Annotated in this window: 19 protein-coding genes; 16 read left to right on the plus strand and 3 right to left on the minus strand. The window is 73.5% G+C overall.

The genetic code is table 11. The annotated features are described in order from the left end of the window. The first annotated feature begins 51 nt into the window (after nucleotides 1–51). The 7 genes from AC4H2H_RS12625 (at nucleotide 52) to AC4H2H_RS12655 (ending at nucleotide 8282) form a co-directional block, all read left to right on the plus strand. Nucleotides 52–720: a DivIVA domain-containing protein gene (locus tag AC4H2H_RS12625; RefSeq protein WP_494371156.1), complete on the plus strand. Its 669-nt coding sequence runs from the start codon at nucleotides 52–54 to the stop codon at nucleotides 718–720. Nucleotides 721–853: 133 nt separating this feature from the next. Next, nucleotides 854–1315, plus strand: coding sequence for a TraR/DksA family transcriptional regulator (locus tag AC4H2H_RS12630; protein WP_494371157.1), 462 nt, complete (start codon nucleotides 854–856; stop codon nucleotides 1313–1315). Between the two features lie 71 nt (nucleotides 1316–1386). Further along, on the plus strand, nucleotides 1387–2127 hold the full coding sequence (locus tag AC4H2H_RS12635) for a signal peptidase II (protein WP_494371158.1): 741 nt from the start codon (nucleotides 1387–1389) through the stop codon (nucleotides 2125–2127). Next, nucleotides 2124–3056 carry an RluA family pseudouridine synthase gene (locus tag AC4H2H_RS12640; RefSeq protein WP_494371159.1) on the plus strand — a complete coding sequence of 311 codons (933 nt, stop codon included), beginning with the start codon at nucleotides 2124–2126 and terminating at the stop codon, nucleotides 3054–3056. The genes AC4H2H_RS12635 and AC4H2H_RS12640 overlap by 4 nt, the downstream gene beginning before the upstream one ends. Further along, complete coding sequence (locus tag AC4H2H_RS12645) at nucleotides 3053–3589, plus strand: GNAT family N-acetyltransferase (protein ID WP_494371160.1); 537 nt, start codon at nucleotides 3053–3055, stop codon at nucleotides 3587–3589. Before AC4H2H_RS12640 ends, AC4H2H_RS12645 begins: the two co-directional genes overlap by 4 nt. Nucleotides 3590–4238: 649 nt before the next feature. After that, complete coding sequence (gene dnaE, locus AC4H2H_RS12650) at nucleotides 4239–7778, plus strand: DNA polymerase III subunit alpha (protein WP_494371161.1); 3540 nt, start codon at nucleotides 4239–4241, stop codon at nucleotides 7776–7778. Between the two features lie 99 nt (nucleotides 7779–7877). Then, nucleotides 7878–8282 carry a pyridoxamine 5'-phosphate oxidase family protein gene (locus AC4H2H_RS12655; protein ID WP_494371162.1) on the plus strand — a complete coding sequence of 135 codons (405 nt, stop codon included), beginning with the start codon at nucleotides 7878–7880 and terminating at the stop codon, nucleotides 8280–8282. 21 nt (nucleotides 8283–8303) lie between these two features. Here AC4H2H_RS12655 and AC4H2H_RS12660 read toward each other — a convergent pair whose 3' ends face one another. After that, entirely contained in the window at nucleotides 8304–8537 is a 234-nt protein-coding gene (locus AC4H2H_RS12660) for an RNA-binding S4 domain-containing protein (protein ID WP_483776547.1), read from the minus strand. Between the two features lie 119 nt (nucleotides 8538–8656). Between AC4H2H_RS12660 and hisD the strand changes: the two genes are divergently transcribed. Then, nucleotides 8657–9982, plus strand: coding sequence for a histidinol dehydrogenase (gene hisD / locus AC4H2H_RS12665; RefSeq protein WP_494371163.1), 1326 nt, complete (start codon nucleotides 8657–8659; stop codon nucleotides 9980–9982). A gap of 8 nt (nucleotides 9983–9990) precedes the next feature. Beyond that, a complete protein-coding gene (locus AC4H2H_RS12670) occupies nucleotides 9991–10479 on the plus strand; it encodes a GNAT family N-acetyltransferase (protein WP_494371164.1) in 489 nt (162 codons plus the stop codon). A gap of 7 nt (nucleotides 10480–10486) precedes the next feature. Here the strand turns inward: AC4H2H_RS12670 and AC4H2H_RS12675 are convergent, their stop codons facing one another. Both AC4H2H_RS12675 and AC4H2H_RS12680 read right to left on the minus strand, forming a co-directional pair. Beyond that, nucleotides 10487–12769, minus strand: a complete 2283-nt coding sequence (locus tag AC4H2H_RS12675) for a RecQ family ATP-dependent DNA helicase (protein ID WP_494371192.1) — start codon at nucleotides 12767–12769, stop codon at nucleotides 10487–10489. 289 nt (nucleotides 12770–13058) lie between these two features. Next, nucleotides 13059–13547: a hypothetical protein gene (locus AC4H2H_RS12680; protein WP_494371165.1), complete on the minus strand. Its 489-nt coding sequence runs from the start codon at nucleotides 13545–13547 to the stop codon at nucleotides 13059–13061. Nucleotides 13548–13692: 145 nt separating this feature from the next. Here AC4H2H_RS12680 and AC4H2H_RS12685 point away from each other — a divergent pair, with 145 nt between their 5' ends. The 7 genes from AC4H2H_RS12685 (at nucleotide 13693) to AC4H2H_RS12715 (ending at nucleotide 18807) form a co-directional block, all read left to right on the plus strand. Beyond that, complete coding sequence (locus AC4H2H_RS12685; protein WP_494371166.1) at nucleotides 13693–14178, plus strand: Rieske (2Fe-2S) protein; 486 nt, start codon at nucleotides 13693–13695, stop codon at nucleotides 14176–14178. Between the two features lie 91 nt (nucleotides 14179–14269). Then, on the plus strand, nucleotides 14270–15433 hold the full coding sequence (locus tag AC4H2H_RS12690) for a histidinol-phosphate transaminase (RefSeq protein WP_494371167.1): 1164 nt from the start codon (nucleotides 14270–14272) through the stop codon (nucleotides 15431–15433). Further along, complete coding sequence (gene hisB, locus AC4H2H_RS12695; protein WP_494371168.1) at nucleotides 15430–16029, plus strand: imidazoleglycerol-phosphate dehydratase HisB; 600 nt, start codon at nucleotides 15430–15432, stop codon at nucleotides 16027–16029. Before AC4H2H_RS12690 ends, hisB begins: the two co-directional genes overlap by 4 nt. Continuing rightward, complete coding sequence (locus AC4H2H_RS12700) at nucleotides 16026–16544, plus strand: hypothetical protein (protein WP_494371169.1); 519 nt, start codon at nucleotides 16026–16028, stop codon at nucleotides 16542–16544. Before hisB ends, AC4H2H_RS12700 begins: the two co-directional genes overlap by 4 nt. Further along, a complete protein-coding gene (gene hisH / locus AC4H2H_RS12705; RefSeq protein WP_494371170.1) occupies nucleotides 16541–17239 on the plus strand; it encodes an imidazole glycerol phosphate synthase subunit HisH in 699 nt (232 codons plus the stop codon). Before AC4H2H_RS12700 ends, hisH begins: the two co-directional genes overlap by 4 nt. Nucleotides 17240–17332: 93 nt before the next feature. Then, complete coding sequence (priA, locus tag AC4H2H_RS12710) at nucleotides 17333–18064, plus strand: bifunctional 1-(5-phosphoribosyl)-5-((5-phosphoribosylamino)methylideneamino)imidazole-4-carboxamide isomerase/phosphoribosylanthranilate isomerase PriA (protein ID WP_483776556.1); 732 nt, start codon at nucleotides 17333–17335, stop codon at nucleotides 18062–18064. Continuing rightward, nucleotides 18061–18807 (plus strand): SseB family protein, encoded by a 747-nt coding sequence (locus AC4H2H_RS12715; protein WP_494371171.1) that lies wholly within the window; start codon nucleotides 18061–18063, stop codon nucleotides 18805–18807. The genes priA and AC4H2H_RS12715 overlap by 4 nt, the downstream gene beginning before the upstream one ends. Nucleotides 18808–18813 lie beyond the last annotated feature (6 nt).

Genomic DNA, 18813 nt, shown 5'->3' on the forward strand with positions numbered 1-18813 from the left:
GGTGATCGCGAGGTCGCCCGGACCGACACGCAAACGCTATGAGGTGAACCGATGGCACTGCTCACTGCAGAGGACATCCTGAACAAGAAGTTCTCGGCGACGAAGTTCCGCGAGGGCTACGACGTCGAAGAGGTCGACGACTTCTTGGACGAGGTGGTGAGGACCCTCAACTCCGTGCAGGAGGAGAACGAGGACCTCACGTCGAAGCTCGCCGCGGCGGAGCGTCGTATCGCCGAGCTCAGCCGGGCCGACGCGTCCAACGCCGCGGTGCAGCCCGCCGTCGTCGACGCGCCCAAGGCGCCCGCGCCCGAGCCGGCTCCCGCCGCGCCGATCTCGCAGGCCGTCGTCGCGAAGAACGGCGCCGAGCCCGAGTCTGCGACGGGCATGCTCCAGCTGGCCCAGAAGCTGCACGACGACTACGTGCGCTCCGGCCAGGAGGAGGGTGACCGGCTCATCGCGGAGGCGAAGGAGGAGGGCACGCGCATCGTGCGCGAGGCCGAGGAGACGTCGCACCGCACGCTCTCGCAGCTCGAGCAGGAGCGCTCGCTCCTGGAGCGCAAGATCGACGAGCTGCGCATCTTCGAGCGCGACTACCGCACGCGTCTCAAGAGCTACCTGCAGAACCTGCTGGGTGACCTGGACAACCGGGGCAGCGCGCTCCCGCCGCGCAGCAACGTCGGTGGGACGAGCCGCACGAGCGACCTCGCGCCCGGCATCTAGCACCTGCGTCGACCGTCCGGCAGCGGCCGGTACGCCTCGCACCTGCGCCTCCCGCTCCGGCGGACCGGCGTGGTGTGTTGTGCGTACCGGCCGCTGCGTCTACTCTCGCGGCACTCGATCCAGGAGGGGCGTCATGACCAAGCTCACCACCGCGGCCAGGTCGGCCGTGCGCGAACAGTTCCCGAACCTCGCGAAGGACGTGAAGTCCTTCCCCGTGCGAGACGGGGAGGAGCCCTGGACCCTGCGTGAGGTCGAGGAGCTGGCCGCCGAGCTGCTCTCGGAGAAGGAGCGCCTGGAGGGCGAGCTCGCCTCGGCCGACGAGGAGCTCTCGAACCTGCTGCGCCACTCGGGCGACGGTGCCGGCGACGACCAGGCCGACTCGGGTTCCAGCGCGCTCGAGCGCGAGCAGGAGCTCACCCTGGTCAACAACGTGCGCGACCTGCTCGCGCAGACGTCGCACGCGCTCGAACGCATCGCGGCAGGCTCCTACGCGACGTGCGAGGCGACGGGCCTGCCCATCGGCAAGGCGCGCCTGCAGGCCTTCCCCCGGGCGAACCTCTCGGTCGAGGCGAAGCAGCGCGAGGAACGCCGCTGACACGTCCGGCGGCGCCGGGCGGCCCCTGACCGACACCCGGCGCTGCCGGGGACGTGGCAGACTTGCCGCCGATGTCCTCCTCCGCACAGCCCGAGCCGTCCGAGCACGCCGACGCGGCCGCCGCCACCACCGCCAACGACACCCCGAGTCGAGGACCCCGCAGGGTCCTCGTCCTGTGGACCGTCGTCCTCGCCGCGCTCGTCCTCTCGATCGACCAGCTCACCAAGTGGTGGGCCGAGTCCACCCTCGAGGTCGGCGCCGCCCCGGTCCCGCTGATCGGCGACCTGCTCTCGCTGCGGCTCATCTACAACCCGGGCGCGGCTTTCTCGATCGCGACCGGGATGACCTGGCTCCTGACGATCGGCGTGGTCGCGGTCGTCGTGGTGATCATCCGCATGGTGAGCCGGATCGGCTCCCGCGCGTGGGCCGTGGCGCTGGGCCTCCTGCTGGGCGGCGCGCTGGGGAACCTGATCGACCGGTTCTTCCGCGAGCCCGGCTTCGCACGGGGCCACGTCGTCGACTTCATCGCGTACGGCAACTGGTTCGTGGGGAACGTCGCGGACATCGCCGTAGTCGGCGCGGCGGTGATGATCGCCGTGCTCTCCGTCGTCGGCATCGGACTGGACGGCACGCGCCACGGGGGCGACGAGGCGACGGACGAGACGCAGGCCGTGGCCGCTGACGGCGCGGGCGCTGCGGCGTCGCAGCCCGCACCCGGACAGGGCGCCACCCCCGCGGACGACCTGCCGGTGGTTCCCGACCCGGGGACCGCGCGCAGTGCCGACAGCCCTGAGCGCGAGGTCGAACGGTGAGCCTGCGCTCCCTGCCCGTCCCCGACGGGCTCGCGGGCGAGCGTGTGGACGCCGGCCTGTCGCGGCTCCTCGGCCTGTCACGCACCCGTGCAGCCGAGCTCGCCGCCGACGGGGCCGTCCGCCTCGACGGCCGGGAGGTCGGCAAGTCCGACCGGCTCGTCCCCGGAGCGTGGCTCGAGGTCGACGTGCCCGACGCCGCGCCCGCCGCGGTCGAGGTCGTCGCCGAGCCCGTGCCCGGCATGGGGATCGTCCACGACGACGACGACGTCGTGGTCGTCGACAAGCCCGTCGGCGTCGCCGCGCACCCGTCGCCGGGCTGGACGGGACCGACCGTCGTCGGCGCGCTCGCCGCGGCCGGCTACCGCATCTCGACGTCCGGCGCCGCCGAGCGACAGGGCATCGTGCACCGGCTCGACGTCGGGACCTCGGGCCTCATGGTGGTCGCGAAGAGCGAGCTCGCGTACACGGCGCTCAAGCGCGCGTTCAAGGAGCGCACGGTCGACAAGGTCTACCACGCGCTCGTCCAGGGGCACCCGGAACCCACGACCGGCACGATCGACGCCCCCATCGGCCGGCACCCGAGCGCGGACTGGAAGTTCGCCGTCACGGCCGAGGGCAAGCCGAGCGTCACGCACTACGAGGTCCTCGAGATGCTTCCCGCCGCGTCCCTCGTCGAGGTGCACCTCGAGACCGGGCGCACCCACCAGATCCGCGTGCACTTCTCCGCGCTGCGCCACCCGTGCGTCGGCGACCTCACGTACGGCGCCGACCCCGTGCTCGCCTCGCGCGTCGAGCTCACCAGGCAGTGGCTGCACGCGATGCGCCTCGGGTTCGAGCACCCGACCACCGGGCGGTGGCTCGAGCTGACGAGCGAGTACCCCGACGACCTCGCCCACGCCCTCGAGCTCCTGCGCGGGGCGTACGCATGAGCGCGCGGTCCGACGTCGATCCGTCCCGCGCGGGCACGACCGCGCGCCTCGTCACCGAGGTCGTGACCGACGACGCCGGGCTCGCCGCAGCGCACGGCGTGCGCCTCGCCGTTTTCGTCGACGAGCAGGGCGTGCCCGTCGAGGAGGAGATCGACGACCTCGACACCGACCCGACGACGACGCACGTCCTCGTCCGCGACCGTGCCCGAAGTGGCGCCGTCGTCGGCACCGGCCGCCTCCTGACCGACCCGGCGCACCCCGGCGAGGTCCACATCGGCCGGGTCGCGGTCGCCGCCTCCGCGCGCGGCACCGGCGCGGGCGCCGTCGTCATGCGGGCGCTCGAGCAGATCGCGCTGGCCGACCACGCGGTGCCCGGACCGGATGGACGGGCCGCCGTCACCGTGCTGCTCTCCGCCCAGGTGCAGGCGATCGGCTTCTACGAACGCCTCGGCTACACCGTCTCCGGCCCCGTCTACCTCGACGCCGGCATCGACCACCGCGACGCCTCGAAGACCCTCGCCGCCGATACCTGACGCCGCGCGTGCTCGGCGCACGGAAACGCCCGCGTGGTCGGGTCCGCCCACGGGGCCGGGGCCGCGCTCGGGCCTACCATCCGGCCTCGTTCCTCGGCCTCCCGCCAGGCCCGACCACGGCCCTTCGCACGGCCCCGGCCCCGCGGGCTCGTCCTGCGGCTCACCGACCAGCCGGACGCCCGCACGCCAGGTCATCTGCCCTGGAAGTGGCGGACACAGGGCACGGCGTCCACGGCGCGTCCTGCGCGCGGTCCGACCGTCCTGCGCTGCTGTCTCGACCGGCCCGATGTCGAAGCGTTCCGTGACGCCGACCTCGCGAGGCGCGCGGACGTGAGCCCGGCGCGGACCGCGCATGACGCGCGAGCCGCAGTCGCCCGTGGTGCGTGATGCACGAGGTGACGTGCATCGGGAGCGGGGTGGCGGGGTGTGCCGCGGATCGTGGTCGGGCCTGGCGGGAGCGCCGAGGAACGAGGCGCGGATGGTAGATCCGCGGCACACCCCGCCACCCCGCTCTGGCGACCACAGCGACGGGGCCCGGACCACCGGTGAGGGCGCCCCGGACGACGTCGTCGAGGCGTGTGCGTCTCGGCACACCACACGCCCACCGAGCGTGGGCAAGAGCGTCGGTGGGCCGACTTAGGATCGACGCATGCCGACCGCGACCGAGGACTTCGTCCATCTTCACGTCCACACCGAGTACTCGATGCTGGACGGCGCGGCGCGGATCGGGGACCTTTTCGACGAGGTCGAGCGGCTCGGGCAGAAGGCGATCGCGACGACGGACCACGGGTACGTCTTCGGGGCGTTCGAGTTCTGGTCGCGGGCGAAGGCGAAGGGCATCAAGCCGATCATCGGTGTCGAGGCGTACGTCACGCCGGGCACGAGCCGGTTCGACCAGACGCGCGTGCGGTTCGGTGAGAAGGGGCAGGAGTCGGACGACGTCTCGGCGCGCGGTGCGTACACGCACATGACGCTGCTCGCGAAGGACGACGAGGGTCTGCACAACCTGTTCCGGGCGTCGTCGCTCGCGTCGCTCGAGGGCCAGATGGGCAAGTGGCCGCGGATGGACCGCGACCTGCTGCAGCGGTACGGCAAGGGCCTGATCGCGACGAGCGGCTGCCCGTCCGGGGAGATCCAGACGCGGTTGCGGCTCGGGCAGTGGGACGAGGCCGTGCGCACGGCCGGTGAGCTACAGGACATCTTCGGGCGCGAGAACTTCTTCGTCGAGCTCATGGACCACGGGCTGGACATCGAGACGCGCGTCACGAAAGATCTGCTGCGCCTCGCCGAGACCGTCGGCGCGCGGATCGTCGGGACGAACGACCTGCACTACGTGCGCGAGGAGGACGCGTCGAGCCAGGAGGCGCTGCTCGCGATCAACTCGGGCTCGACCCTGGACGACCCGGACCGGTTCAAGTTCGACGGCACGGGCTACTACGTGAAGTCGGCCGCGGAGATGCGGCGGGTGTTCGCGGAGCTGCCGGAGGCGTGCGACAACACGCTGCTCATCGCCGAGCAGTGCGAGGTGTCGTTCAACACGAGCGCGAACTACATGCCGCGGTTCCCGGTGCCCGAGGGCGAGGACGAGACGAGCTGGTTCGTCAAGGAGATCGAGCGGGGGCTGCACCGCCGGTACCCGCACGGGATCCCGGACGCGTCGCGCAACCAGGCGCAGTACGAGACCGAGGTCATCATCCAGATGGGCTTCCCGGGGTACTTCCTCGTGGTCGCCGACTTCATCAACTGGGCCAAGGAGCAGGGCATCCGCGTGGGCCCGGGCCGAGGCTCGGCCGCGGGGTCGATGGCGTCGTACCTCATGGGCATCACGGAGCTCGACCCGCTCGAGCACGGCCTGATCTTCGAGCGGTTCCTCAACCCCGAGCGCGTGTCGATGCCCGACGTCGACGTCGACTTCGACGAGCGCCGGCGCGGGGAGGTCATCCGGTACGTCACGGAGAAGTACGGCGACGACCGCGTCGCGCAGATCGTCACCTACGGCACCATCAAGGCCAAGCAGGCGCTCAAGGACTCGGCGCGGCTGCTCGGCTTCCCCTTCGCGATGGGCGAGAAGCTCACCAAGGCGATGCCCCCGGCCGTCATGGGCAAGGACATCCCGCTGTCCGGGATCTTCGACCCGAAGCACGAGCGGTACGCCGAGGCCGGCGAGTTCCGCCAGCTGCACGACACGGACCCCGAGGCGCAGCGCGTCGTCGAGCTCGCGCGCGGCATCGAGGGCCTGAAGCGGCAGTGGGGCGTGCACGCGGCGGGCGTGATCATGTCGAGCGACCCGCTCCTCGACATCATCCCGATCATGCGGCGCCCCCAGGACGGCGCGGTCATCACGCAGTTCGACTACCCGACGTCCGAGGGCCTCGGCCTCATCAAGATGGACTTCCTCGGGCTGCGCAACCTCACGATCCTCGACGACGCGCTCGAGAACATCGAGATGAACGGCAAGGACCCGATCGAGATCGAGTCCCTGACTCTCGACGACAAGGCGTCCTACGAACTGTTGTCCCGGGGCGACACGCTCGGCGTCTTCCAGCTCGACGGCGGGCCGATGCGCGCGCTCCTGCGCCAGATGAAGCCCGACAAGTTCGACGACCTCTCGGCCGTCATCGCGCTGTACCGCCCCGGCCCGATGGGCATGAACTCGCACACGAACTACGCGCTGCGCAAGAACGGCCTGCAGAAGATCGAGCCGATCCACCCCGAGCTCGAGCAGCCGCTCGCGGAGATCCTGGACGAGACGTACGGCCTCATCGTCTACCAGGAGCAGGTGCAGAGGGCCGCGCAGATCCTCGCCGGGTACTCGCTCGGCCAGGCCGACCTGCTGCGCCGCGCGATGGGCAAGAAGAAGAAGGAGATCCTCGACAAGGAGTTCGTGCCGTTCCAGGCCGGCTGCCGCGAGCGGGGCTACTCCGACCCGGCGATCCAGGCGGTGTGGGACACGCTCGTCCCGTTCGCCGGGTACGCCTTCAACAAGGCGCACTCCGCGGGGTACGGCCTCGTCGCCTACTGGACGGCGTTCCTCAAGGCGAACTACCCGACCGAGTACATGGCGGCGCTCCTGCAGAGCGTGCGGGACGACAAGGACAAGCTCGCCCTGTACCTCAACGAGTGCCGGCGCATGCACATCACCGTGCTGCCACCCGACGTCAACGACTCGGCGGCGAAGTTCACGGCCGTCGGCGGCGACATCCGGTTCGGCCTCACGGGCGTGCGCAACGTCGGCGCGAACGTGGTGGACGCGATCATCCGCACGCGGGAGGAGAAGGGGGCCTTCACGTCGTTCACGGACTTCCTCGACAAGGTGCCGGCCGTCGTCTGCAACAAGCGGACCATCGAGTCGCTCATCAAGGCGGGGGCCTTCGACTCGCTCGGCCACCCGCGGCGCGCGCTCCTCGTGGTGCACGAGCAGGCCGTGGACTCCGTGATCAGCGTCAAGCGCAAGGAGGCGGAGGGCCAGTTCGACCTCTTCGCCGACTTCGGGGGTACCGACGACGAGGCGGGGATGTCCTTCTCGGTCGACGTGCCGGACCTGCCGGACTGGGACAAGAAGCAACGGCTCGCGTTCGAGCGAGAGATGCTCGGTCTCTACGTCTCCGACCACCCGCTCTCGGGGCTCGAGCACGTGCTCACCCGTGCCGCGGACATCGGCATCGCCAACCTCCTCGCCGACGAGGGCCGCCCGGATGGGTCGACCGTGGTGATCGCGGGCCTCGTCACGTCGCTCCAACGCAAGATGAGCAAGAACGGCAACCCCTGGGCAGCCGTGACGGTCGAGGACCTCGAGGGGGCGGTCGAGGTGATGTTCTTCGGCGAGACCTACCTGGCGTACTCGACGATCCTCGCGGAGGACCAGGTCGTCGTGCTGCGCGGCCGGGTGCGGCGCCGCGACGACACGATGCAGCTCCAGGCGATGGAGGTGTCGCTGCCGGACATCACGGTGGGCGCCGAGTCGCCCGTCGCCGTGAAGGTCCCGCACACGCGCTGCGTCGAGCCGGTCATCGTCCGCCTGCGCGAGGTGCTCGCCACCCACCCGGGGTCCGCGGAGGTCCACGTCCAGGTGCTCGAGCCGGGCAAGACGACGGTCGTGCGCGTCGGGGACGCGCTGCGCGTCGAGAAGTCGCCGGCGCTGTTCGGCGACCTCAAGGCGCTGCTCGGCCCCTCGTGCCTCGTGGGGTGACCGCCGTGCCGGTGTCTGGGGGACGCTTGTGGTGGTCCGCTCGACGCCTGACCGGAGGGGTGAGGATCCGCCCGCGCTGGAGCCCGTAGGCTCGGGCCCGTGATCCGCCTCAATCCCGAACAGCTCGTCTTCGTCACCGAGCGCCACCTCGCCACACTCACGACGCTGCGCGCCGACGGCACCCCGCACGTGGTCCCGGTCGCCTTCACGTGGGACGCCGGGGCCGGCGTGCTCCGCATCACGACGAACCGCGCGTCGGTGAAGGCGCGCAACGCGCGCCTGCGGGGCGAGAGTGGCGGTGCTCCCCGGGCTGCGGTGTGCCAGGTCGACGGCGGCCGGTGGATCACGCTCGAGGGCACGATCGAGGTGGTCGAGGACGCGGAGGAGGTCGCCGACGCGGTCGCCCGCTACGCACGCCGCTACCGTCAGCTCGAGCACAACCCGGAGCGCGTCGTCCTGCGGCTCACCCCGGACAAGGTGATGGCGTCGACCTACATGGCGTGACCCGAGCAGCCCGCCCGCGGGTCAGGCGACGGTCGCGCTCTGCGCCCCCTGCGGGTGGTCGACGGCGACGACGTCGCCACGGTGCAGCTGGCGCCCGCGCCGCGTGTCGACCTCGCCGTTGACCCGGACCTCGCCCTCCGTGATGAGCTCGCGCGCCTCGGCGCCGGAGTCGACGAGCCCGGCGAGCTTGAGGAACTGCCCGAGGCGGATGACGTCGTCGGAGATCTCGACCGGGCGGGCGTCGCTGGAGTTCATGGACCCATTCTCCCCGGCGGGGCAGGCTCGCACGACACGGCAGTCGTCCGGGTGCAGGCCGGAGGACCGGTGGGCGAAACGCCTCGTCGTGACGACGGGCGGGCTCCTAGACTCGTCCCATGATCTCCCGCATCGATCTTCGAGGGCGTTCCCTGTCCGCACGCGAGCTCGTCGAGACCCTGCCGCGCGCAGAGCTCGGCGTCGAGGACGCGGCGCATCGGGTCGCCCCGATCCTCGACGCGGTCCGTACACGCGGCGCGGACGCCCTGCGGGAGTACGCCGAGCGGTTCGACGGCGTGCGCCCCGAGCACCTGCGGGTGCCGGCCACCGCGCTCGAATCGGCGCTCGCGGACCTCGACCCGACGGTCCGTGCGGGTCTCGAAGAGGCGATCCGCCGCGTCCGCGTCGTGCACGCGGCGCAGCGCCCGCAGGACTTCACGGTCCAGGTCGCGCCCGGTGCGCAGGTCCGTCAGCGCTGGGTCCCCGTGCGACGGGTCGGGTTGTACGCCCCGGGCGGGCTGGCCGTCTACCCGTCGTCGGTCGTCATGAACGTCGTCGCGGCGCAGGAGGCCGGGGTACCGAGCCTCGCGGTCGCCTCGCCGCCGCAGAAGGACAACGGCGGGCTGCCGCACCCGACGATCCTCGCGGCGTGCGCGCTGCTGGGCGTCGACGAGGTGTACGCCGTCGGAGGTGCACAGGCCGTCGCCATGTTCGCCTACGGCGCGGCGGGCAGCGAGCCGCAGGACGGCGAGGTGCTGTGCGAGCCGGTCGACGTCGTGACGGGGCCGGGCAACGTCTTCGTCGCCGCGGCGAAGCGGCTCGTCCGTGGCGTCGTCGGGATCGACGCCGAGGCCGGGCCGACCGAGATCGCGATCCTCGCCGACGGGTCGGCGGACCCGGGCCACGTCGCGTCCGACCTCATCAGCCAGGCGGAGCACGACCCGCTCGCCGCGGCGGTCCTCGTCACGCCCTCGGTGGAGCTGGCCTCGGCCGTCGAGGCGCGACTGGCCGATCTGGTGACCGCGACCAAGCACACCGAGCGTGTCGCGCAGGCCCTCGCCGGGCCGCAGTCCGCCGTCGTCCTCGTCGACGACCTCGAGCACGGCCTCCAGGTCGTCGACGCCTACGGTGCCGAGCACCTCGAGATCCAGGCCGCCGGCGCGGCCGAGCTGGCGGAGCGGGTGCAGAGTGCGGGGGCGATCTTCGTCGGCCCGTGGTCGCCGGTCTCGCTCGGGGACTACATGGCCGGGTCGAACCACGTCCTGCCGACCGGGGGCTGCGCGCACTTCTCGAGCGGACTCGGCGTGCACAGCTACGTCAAGGCGGTCCAGGTGATCGAGTACGACCGTGACGCGCTCGAGGAGCTCGCCGACAAGATCGTCGCGGTCGCGAACGACGAGGACCTGCCGGCGCACGGCGAGGCGGTCCGCGCGCGGTTCCTGTGACCTGTCGGGTGAGCGCGCCCGGGACGCCGCGCCGCGCGGTGCCCGGCGACGCGGACGCGCTCGTCGCGCTGCGCGTCCTGCTCATGCGGGCGATGGGGGAGCCGGACGCCGACGAGCCGGGCTGGCAGGACTCCGCGCGGGAGTGGTTCGCGCGCGAGCTCGCAGGCGACGAGGCCGTGGCGTTCGTGGTCGACGATCCGGGCACGCCGGACGGGGACACGTCGGGCGTCGTGGCGTGCGCCCTCGTGACGCTGCACCGCGACGCGCCGTCGGCCCGCAACCCCCGCGGCACGACGGCACACCTGACGAACGTCTGCACCGTCGAGAGCGCGCGAGGCCGTGGGTACGCGCGCGCGTGCGTCTCGGCCGCCCTCGACTGGGCCCGCGCGGCCGGTGCCGACTCCGTCTCGTTGCACGCGACGTCGGACGGGGAGCGGCTCTACCGGTCGCTCGGCTTCGGCGACACCCGGTACACCGAGCTGCGGCTGCGGTGGTGAGGGCGCCTCAGCGGACGCCGAGGACGAACGGGTAGACGGCGGCGGCGCCGGCGCGGCGGAGCATCCTGGCCGCGACGGTGATCGTCCACCCGGAGTCGGTCGAGTCGTCCACGAGCAGGACGCGACGGCCGGAGAGCCCGGCAAGAGCTGCCTCGCCGAGCTCGAGCCGCACGCGCCCCGCCACGCCGGCGAGCCGCGTCGCGGAGTTGACGTCGTGGCGCCCCGGCTCCTCGCGGCCGGGCACGGGACCGATCGCGCCGATGAGCGGCTTGCCGAGGTAGGACGCGAGCCCGTTCGCGAGGTGGAACGTGAGCTGCGGCCTCGTCACGGACCGCACCGCGACGACGCCGTCGACGAGCAGCCGTCGCGCGGGGGCCGTCGACGTCTCGTCGCCCGCGGCATCCGCCCCCGCGGCCGAGCCGTCGTCCGCCCCGGGCGTGCCGCGGTCCGCCCCGGTCGACGCGTCGTCCGGCGCGACCTCGTACAGATCGGCCCACTCGTCGAGCACCCGGGCTGCCGCACGTCGCAGCGCGACCGGCGTCTCGCCGTCGGGCGTGCTGGGCGCGAAGAGCTCGCGGAGGGGCGCCGACCAGCCCAGCCCGTCGAGGCGGGCCACCGCCCGGCCCGTCTCCGCCTGCTCCTCGGCCGGGATGCGGCCCTTGAGGTCGAGCCCGAGGCGATCCATGCCGCTCGGCCACTGGCGGCGCGCCGTGATCTCGACGCCCGGTCGATCCATGTCGGCGCGCGCGGCCGAGACGGCCTCGGGGTCGGGCGCGCCGGGCAGCGCGACCCCGCCGCACCTGTCGCAGCGCCCGCACTCCCAGCCGTCCTCGAGCTCGGGGTCGTCGAGCGCGGCGCGCAGGAACGCCATGCGGCAGCCCGCGGTCGTCTCGTAGTCGAGCATCGCCTGCTGCTCGGCGCGTCGCGTGGCGTCGACGCGCTCGTACCGCTGGGCGTCGTACTCCCACGGACGCCCCGTCGCCTCCCAGCCGCCCTTGACGCGCCGGACCGCCCCGTCGACGTCGAGCACCTTGAGCATGCCCTCGAGCCGTGACCGCTTGAGGTCCACCTGGGTCTCGAGCTGCGCGACCGACTGCGTGCCGCTCGCGGCCAGCGCGTCGAGCGTCGTGCGGACCTGGGCCTGCGGCGGGAACGCCGTCGAGGCGAACCACTCCCAGATGCGCTGGTCCTCCTCGCCGGGCAGGAGCACGACGACCGCGCTGTCGACCCCACGCCCGGCGCGACCGACCTGCTGGTAGTAGGCGATGGGCGAGCTCGGAGCACCGAGGTGCACGACGAACGCGAGGTCGGGCTTGTCGAAGCCCATCCCGAGCGCAGACGTCGCGACGAGCGCCTTGACACGGTTCTCCTTGAGGTCCTGCTCGAGCCGTTCGCGCTCGGCGGGGTCCGTCTGGCCGGTGTAGGCCGCGACGGCGAGGCCCGCGGCGCGCAGCTGGCTCGCGACCTGCTCGGCCGCGGACACCGTGAGGCAGTAGACGATGCCCGACCCGTCGACGTCCTGCAGCGTCTCGACGAGCCACGCGACGCGCGTCGGCTGGTCGAACCGGGGGAGGACGGCCAGGTGCAGCGACTCGCGGTCGAGGCCGCCGCGCAGCACGAGGACCTCCTCGGACGAACCCTGCTTCGCATCCGCGCGGGACACCCCGAGCTGCTCGGCGACGTCGGCCGTCACGCGGGCGTTCGCCGTCGCCGTGGTCGCGAGCACGGGGATGCCCGCCGGGAGGTCGGTGAGGAGCGTGCGGATGCGGCGGTAGTCGGGGCGGAAGTCGTGGCCCCAGTCGGAGATGCAGTGCGCCTCGTCGATGACGACGAGCCCGGCGTCGGCGGCCAGGCGGGGGAGTACCTCGTCACGGAACCCGGGGTTGTTGAGGCGCTCGGGCGAGCACAGGAGCACGTCGACCTCGCCCGCGGCGACGGCGCGGTGCACGTCGTCCCACTCGGTGACGTTGGCGGAGTTGATCGTCACGGCCTTGATGCCCGCCCGCGCCGCAGCCGCGATCTGGTCGCGCATGAGGGCGAGCAGGGGGGAGACGATCACGGTCGGTCCCGCACCCCGGTCCCGCAGGAGCCGCGTCGCGACGAAGTACACGGCCGACTTGCCCCACCCCGTGCGCTGGACCACGAGCGCGCGCCGCCGGAACGCGACGAGCGCCTCGATCGCGCGCCACTGGTCGTCTCGCAGCCGGGCGTCGTCGCGGCCCACGAGGGCGCGCAGCGCGGTCTCCGCGTCCTCGCGCAAGGACTCGCCGTCGAGCAGCCCGCGCAGCATGGCAAGCTTTGCGCGCCGCACCGCGTCCCCGTCGTCGTGAGCAGCCTGCGCCGGCGGGGTCGGTGTCGAGGACGCGGGCGGCGGCCCCGACGGGGACGCGGTCGGCCCGCCCACCCCGGCGGCGGGCGACGACGGCTCCGGTGCGGGCTCGCCCCACGCGTCGCCCGGCTCGTCGAGCGGCGGCTCGTCGGCGGGGTCGAAGGGCAGGTCGGCGTACGGGTCGGTGGAGCTCACCCGCCCGATCGTAGGCGCATGCGCCCATGGCGGGGCGCTTCGTGCACAGGCAGGGTCAGGTACGCCCCGCTCGCCCGGCCGGGTCCTCGTCACCTCGAGGCCTCCCGGTGACCGTCGGCGCAACAGCTCGAGCCCTTCGTCCCTCCACCACCAGGGCGAGCGTCCCGGCGACGACGGCCACCCACTCGCTCACCGCCGCCAGCACCTGCTGCGTGCCGCCCACGGTCTCGTTCACCCCGAAGAAGCCGACCGTCGTCGAGAGATAGAACGCGGCGAGCGTCAGGGCCCCGAACCCGACCGCGCCGAGGAGCGGCAGCCAGTGCCGCCACACGAGCACGAGGAGACCGAGGACGAACCCCGCCACCGCGTTGAGCGCGAACAGCGGGCCGACGACCTCGATGTCCCGGTAACCCTCGACGAACAGCACGAGGTGGATGTCCGCCGAGAGCAGGAGCCCGGCCGCGGTGAGCCCCCGCAGCACCCAGGCGCCCAGTGCGCGACCCGCCCGCGGGGGCGGGGTCGGAGGGCCTCCGGTCGCGGTCATCGTCGCTCCGTGTCAGGTGGGTCCGGGCGCACGCCTGACGCGCCGGTGCTTCAATTGAACCGCCGTCGACGACGCCGCGCGCGCCGGACGGCGACGAGGCTCGGCCGATCGCGCCGTGCCGCCGCACCCTGCAAGGAGACCGGCCATGGACGCACGCCCCTCTCTCGACCCCAGCACGTCCCCGACGCGTCGTTCCGTGCTCGCGGGCTCCGGCGCCGGCGCTGCGGCCCTGCTGCTCGCCGCGTGCGGCGGCGACCCGCCGTCGGGGACGCAGGGCGGGACCGGGGGCGGCGAGGCGACCGGCGGTGACGCCGCCGAGGGCGGCCAGGTCGTCGAGCCGGGCCAGGTCCTCGCGAGCGCCGACGACGTCCCGGTGGGTGGTGCGCTCGCCGTCACCGTCGCCGGTGCGCAGCTCCTCGTCACCCAGCCCGAGGAGGGGACGTTCGCGGCCTTCTCCGCGATCTGCACGCACGAGCGCTGCACCGTCGGCCCGGGCGAGGGCGAGCTGCTCTGCCCGTGCCACGCGTCGCGCTACGACCTCGCGACCGGCGAGGTGCTCGGCGGGCCCGCGCCGTCGCCGCTGCCCGAGGTGCCCGTCATGGTCGAGGGCGGCGACGTCACGTCGGCATGAGGGCGACCCCGGGTGGCTCTGGGTGGCGCGACGCTGCCCGCGTGCCGGACGTCACCCCCGTTGCCCGCGCCGCGGTTCGTAGACTGTCCCGGTGACCTCACCCTCCGTCGCCGGGAGGCGTCCTCTCCCGCTGCGCCCCGAGCTCGCGGGCATCGCGCCGTACGGTGCGCCCCAGCTCGACGTCCCCGTGCTGCTCAACGTCAACGAGAACCCGTACGCGCCCGGCGAGGGGGTCGTCGCGTCGATCACCGCCGCGGTGCGCGACGCCGCGACGGGCCTCAACCGTTACCCGGACCGCGACTTCGTCGCGCTGCGCTCGGACCTCGCCGCCTACCTGGGCACCGAGGCGGGCGTCGCGCTGGCGGCCGACCAGCTCTGGGCGGCGAACGGGTCCAACGAGATCATGCTCCACGTCCTGCAGGCGTTCGGCGGCCCCGGGCGCACGGCGGTGTCCTTCGCGCCGACGTACTCCATGTACCCCGAGTACGCGCGCGACACGCACACGCGCTGGGTCGTGGGCCGGCGCGCGGAGGACTTCACGCTCGACGTCGACCACGCGCGCGACGTGGTCGCGCGCGAGCAGCCGTCGGTGGTCCTGCTCGCGAGCCCGAACAACCCCACGGGGACGGCGCTGCCGGCCGCGACCGTGGAGGCCGTGTGCGAGGCGGCGCTCGAGGTGCGGGTCACCACGGCCGACGGGGCCGACGCGCCGGCCGTCGTGGTGGTCGACGAGGCGTACGGCGAGTTCCGTCGGAAGGGGACGCCGTCGGCCCTCGAGCTCCTCGAGCGCTACCCGAACCTCGCCGTGACGCGCACCATGTCCAAGGCCTTCGCCCTCGCGGGCGCCCGCGTCGGCTACCTCGCGGCGTCGGGCGACCTGGTCGACGCGCTGCGCGTCGTGCGCCTGCCCTACCACCTGTCGGCGGTGACCCAGGCGGTCGCACGCGCCGCGCTCGCGCACTCCGGCGAGCTGCTGGCGCAGGTGGACGCGCTGCGCGCCGAGCGCGACGCCACGGTCGCGTGGCTGCGTGCGCAGCGGCACCCCGACGGCCGGGCGTTCACCGTCGCGGAGTCCGACGCGAACTTCGTGCTGTTCGGCTCGTTCGCCGACCGGCACGCGGTGTGGGTGGGCTTGTTGGAGCGGGGCGTCCTCATCCGGGAGACTGGTCCCGACGGCTGGCTGCGGGTGTCGATCGGCACCGGCGAGGAGATGCGGGCGTTCATGGACGCCCTCGTGGAGGTGGCAGGACTGTGAAGCGCACCGCGCGCATCGAGCGCGTGACGTCCGAGTCGAGCGTGCTCGTCGAGCTCGACCTCGACGGGACCGGACGGACGGAGATCTCGACGACCGTCCCGTTCTACGACCACATGCTCACCGCCCTGGGCAAGCACTCGCTCATCGACCTCAAGGTCCAGGCGACGGGCGACACCCACATCGACGCCCACCACACGGTCGAGGACGTCGCGATCGCGATCGGCGAGGCGCTCCGCGTCGCGCTCGGCGACAAGTCGGGCATCTCGCGCTTCGGCGACGCGACCGTCCCGTTGGACGAGGCGCTGGCGCTCGCGGTCGTGGACGTGTCCGGGCGTCCGTACCTCGTGCACTCGGGCGAGCCGGAGGGGCAGGAGTACCACCTCATCGGTGGCCACTTCACCGGGTCGCTGACGCGGCACGTGCTCGAGTCGATCGCGCACCACGCGGGCATCTGCCTGCACGTGCGCGTCCTCGCCGGCCGCGACCCGCACCACATCGTCGAGGCGCAGTTCAAGGCGCTCGCCCGCGCGCTGCGCGCGGCCGTCGCCCCCGACCCGCGGGTCGAGGGCATCCCGTCCACGAAGGGAGCGCTGTGAGCACGCACGACGACGCCGACGGCACGCTGGACGGCGTGGAGATCCCCGACGACCTCTCGGGCCTGACCGGCTCGTCCGACCCCGACCTCGTCGTGCTCATCACACAGGTCGCGGGCGCGGAGCCCCTCGCCGCGGCGTGCTCGCTCGCCCAGGTGCAGGCCGACGTCGTCGCGACGGACGTCGGCGCCCTCGCGATCCTCCGTGACCGCGCCGGCGGGGCTCCCGCGCAGGCCGCGGCCGCTCTGACGACCCTCGTCAAGGGTGTACCGCTCGTCCTGGTCGAGCGTCGTGGCGAGCAGCTCACCATGACGCGCTGGTCCGACGGCGCGGCGGGGGACCAGCTCGCCCCCGGCCTCGTGCTGAGCGGCGCGCCCGAGGAGCTCGAGGACCTGCTCACCGGCGCGACGACCGTCGCCGACCTGCCCGGGGTCGTCGCGAGCTCGTCCATCTCCCGGTGGAAGGCGATGCGCCTCCTGACATCCGCTGCGCGCCGCGCGAAGAAGGACGGGGCATGAGCGAGCCTTCGAGCTCTGCCGGGTCGTCCGGCGCGGTGCCGCCGGGCGCGACCGTCCGACCGTCCGTCGTCGTGCTCGACTACGGCTTCGGCAACGTGCGGTCCGCCGTGCGTGCGCTGGAGCGGGTCGGCGCGGACGTCGAGCTCACCGCGGACCGGTCGCGTGCGCAGGACGCGGACGGGCTCGTCGTCCCCGGCGTGGGCGCGTTCGCCGCGGTCATGTCCGGCCTGCGCGCCGTGCGCGGCGACGAGATCGTCGACCGGAGGCTCGCGGGCGGGCGCCCGGTCCTCGGGATCTGCGTGGGGATGCAGGTGATGTTCGACCAGGGCGACGAGCACGGCACCCTGACCGACGGACTGGGGGAGTGGCGCGGCCTCGTGGACCGCCTCGAGGCACCGATCGTCCCGCACATGGGCTGGGACACGATCGACGCCCCCGAGGGCAGCGTGCTGTTCCGCGGCGTGGAGGACGAGCGCTTCTACTTCGTCCACTCCTACGCGGCACGCTCGTTCACGACGGGCGACGACCTGCCCGCGGACTCGCCGATCCGCCGTCCGCTCGTCACGTGGTCCGACCACGGCGGGCGGTTCGTCGCCGCCGTCGAGAACGGCCCGCTGTCCGCGACGCAGTTCCACCCTGAGAAGTCCGGGGACGCGGGCGCGACCCTGCTCGAGAACTGGGTCCGCTCGCTCTGAGACGTCCGTGCGCGTGCGCACACCACCGGCGCGCCGACGCCGCGCCGTGCTGATCGAGATCGACCCGAACGACCGACACCGATGGAGAACCCCGTGACCGACCGCCTCGTGCTGCTCCCCGCCGTCGACGTCGCCGACGGCCAGGCCGTCCGCCTCGTCCAGGGCGAGGCAGGCTCCGAGACCTCCTACGGCGACCCGCTCGCCGCCGCGCTCGACTGGCAGTCCGGGGGCGCCGAGTGGATCCACCTCGTGGACCTCGACGCCGCGTTCGGGCGAGGCTCGAACGCGGAGCTGCTGGCCGACGTCGTCGCGCGCCTCGACGTGCAGGTCGAGCTCTCGGGCGGCATCCGCGACGACGCGTCGCTCGAGCGCGCGCTCGCGACCGGCGCGCGCCGCGTCAACCTCGGCACCGCGGCGCTCGAGAACCCGGACTGGACCGCGAAGGTCATCGCCGAGCACGGCGACGCGATCGCGGTCGGGCTCGACGTGCGCGGCACGACCCTCGCCGCGCGCGGCTGGACCCAGGAGGGCGGCGACCTCTGGGAGGTCCTCGACCGCCTGGAGGCCGCGGGCTGCGCGCGCTACGTCGTCACCGACGTGACGAAGGACGGCACGCTGCGCGGGCCGAACATCGACCTGCTGCGCGACGTCGCGGCGCGCACCGACGCCCCCGTCGTCGCGTCCGGCGGCATCTCGAGCCTCGAGGACCTCGAGGCGCTGCGCGCGCTCGTCCCCGCGGGCGTCGAGGGCGCGATCGTCGGCAAGGCCCTCTACGCGGGCGCCTTCACGCTGCCCCAGGCGCTCGACGTCGCGGGCCGGCCGTGACGTCCGGCGAGCCGACCGGCAAGGCGCTGCCGCCGTCCTCGGGCTTCGCGGGGGACGACGGCTCGGCGGACCCGGCGCTCGCGGGACTCCTCGGCGCGTACGCGGCAGGCACGGCGAGCCTGGCCGACGTCGTCGCGCGCCTCGGCGAGACGCGCGTGCTCGTCCCGATCCTCGCGGAGCTCGAGAGCGCCGAGGAGGGCGAGCACGGGCACGTCGTGGACAAGGAGGCCTCGGCCGGGGTCGTCGCGATCCAGGCGCCCGACGGGCGCCGGGCGCTGCCGGTCTTCACGTCCGTCGCGGCGATGGCGGCGTGGCGCGCGACCGCGCGGCCCGTCCCCGTCGACGCCCGGCGCGCGGCACTGTCGGCGGTGAGCGAGGACTGGTCGCTGCTCGTCCTCGACCCCGCCGGCCCGGTGACGGCACTCGTGCCGCGCCCCGCGGTGTGGGCGCTCGCCCAGGGCAAGGAGTGGGACCCCGCGGTCGTGGACGGCGCCGTGGCCCCCGACGTGCTCGCCGCCGTCGAGGGCGCGGTCTCGGGCATCACGCACGTCGCTCGCGTGTGGGCCGAGCCCGGGCGACGTGCCGAGGTCGCCGTCGTGCTGCGCATCGACGCCGGTCTCGACCGGGCCGGACTCGATGCGGTCCTCGCCCAGGTCAACGCCGCGCTCGCGACGAGCGCCGTCGTCTCCGAGCGCGTCGACGGCCTCGAGCTCCGGATCGGCCGGGCGGACCAGGCGTCCTGACGTCCC

Source organism: Cellulosimicrobium sp. BMG9.22 (assembly GCF_059159975.1).